At 74.8% G+C, this 996-nt stretch carries 1 protein-coding gene; it reads right to left on the bottom strand.

The annotated features are described in order from the left end of the window. Positions 1-605 precede the first annotated feature (605 nt). Positions 606-996, bottom strand: a 391-nt coding sequence (locus PUR61_RS38385; protein WP_329879884.1) for a carbohydrate ABC transporter permease, incomplete at its 5' end; no start/stop codon positions are given.

Raw genomic sequence — 996 nt, 5'->3', positions numbered from 1 at the left:
CGGGAGAACATCCTGGTCAACCCGCCGAAGTTCACCGACGGCGCGCTGGTCGTCCCGACCGGGCCCGGCCTGGGCTTCGAGCTCGACGAGGACACCGTCGACCGGTACGTGATCGCCCGGTTCTGACGACCGGCCGGACCGCACCCCCCGTGACCCCTGGGCCGCGGAACGGCACCGTCAGCTGTTCCGCGGCCCAGGTCTTCGGCGTTTCGGGACAGGGCCGAGCCTGTGCCCCGAACCCCCGTTCCGGCGCCGGAGCCCCGGTCTGCCCCGGTCGGGCCGGGCGCCGTACCACTCACCGGGCTCCGTGCCGCCGGGCCGGCCGCACCGCTGCCCCGCCGCACCCGTGCGCCGGGGCCGTTCCGGACCGCGGACCGTCCGTACCCGGGCCCCGTGCGGCGACCGGCCCCCGCTGCTCCGCCGCGTCACGGCCGGGCACGACGGGCGCCGTCCGCCGGGGCACGGCGGGCCCGCGGGCGGGACAACGGGCAGGGCCCGGGAACGGCTCCGGACATGCCGCAGGCCCGGTCGTCGCCTCCCTCCGGCAACGACCGGGCCTGCGGTTCTCCCCGGGTTTCCCGACCTGGACTCGGGGGGTTCTCGTCCTACTCCTTCACCGCACCACCGGTGAGTCCGCGGACGAAGGTCCGCTGGAGGAGGACGAAGGCGAGGACCACCGGGATCGCGGCCAGCACGGAGCCGGCCATCAGGAGATCCCAGCGGGGGGCGAACTGGTTCTGGAACTGGGCCAGTCCGACGGGCAGCGTGCGCAGCATCTCGTTGTTGGTGACCAGCGAGGGCCAGGCGAACTCGCCCCAGGTCCACATGAACTTCAGCACCGCGACGGTGCCCAGCGCCGCCCAGGAGTTGGGGAGCAGGATGCTCACCAGGGTGCGCAGCCGGCCGGCGCCGTCGATGGCGGCGGCCTCGTCGAGCTGGACGGGCAGCGTCACGAAGTGCTGGCGCAGCAGGAAGATGCCGGTGGGGCTGGCCAGG

This window comes from Streptomyces sp. BE20 (assembly GCF_036322525.1).
Classification (GTDB): Bacteria; Actinomycetota; Actinomycetes; order Streptomycetales; family Streptomycetaceae; genus Kitasatospora.
Note: the sequence above shows the minus strand (reverse complement) of the source record. Positions and strands in the feature narration are given on the sequence as shown.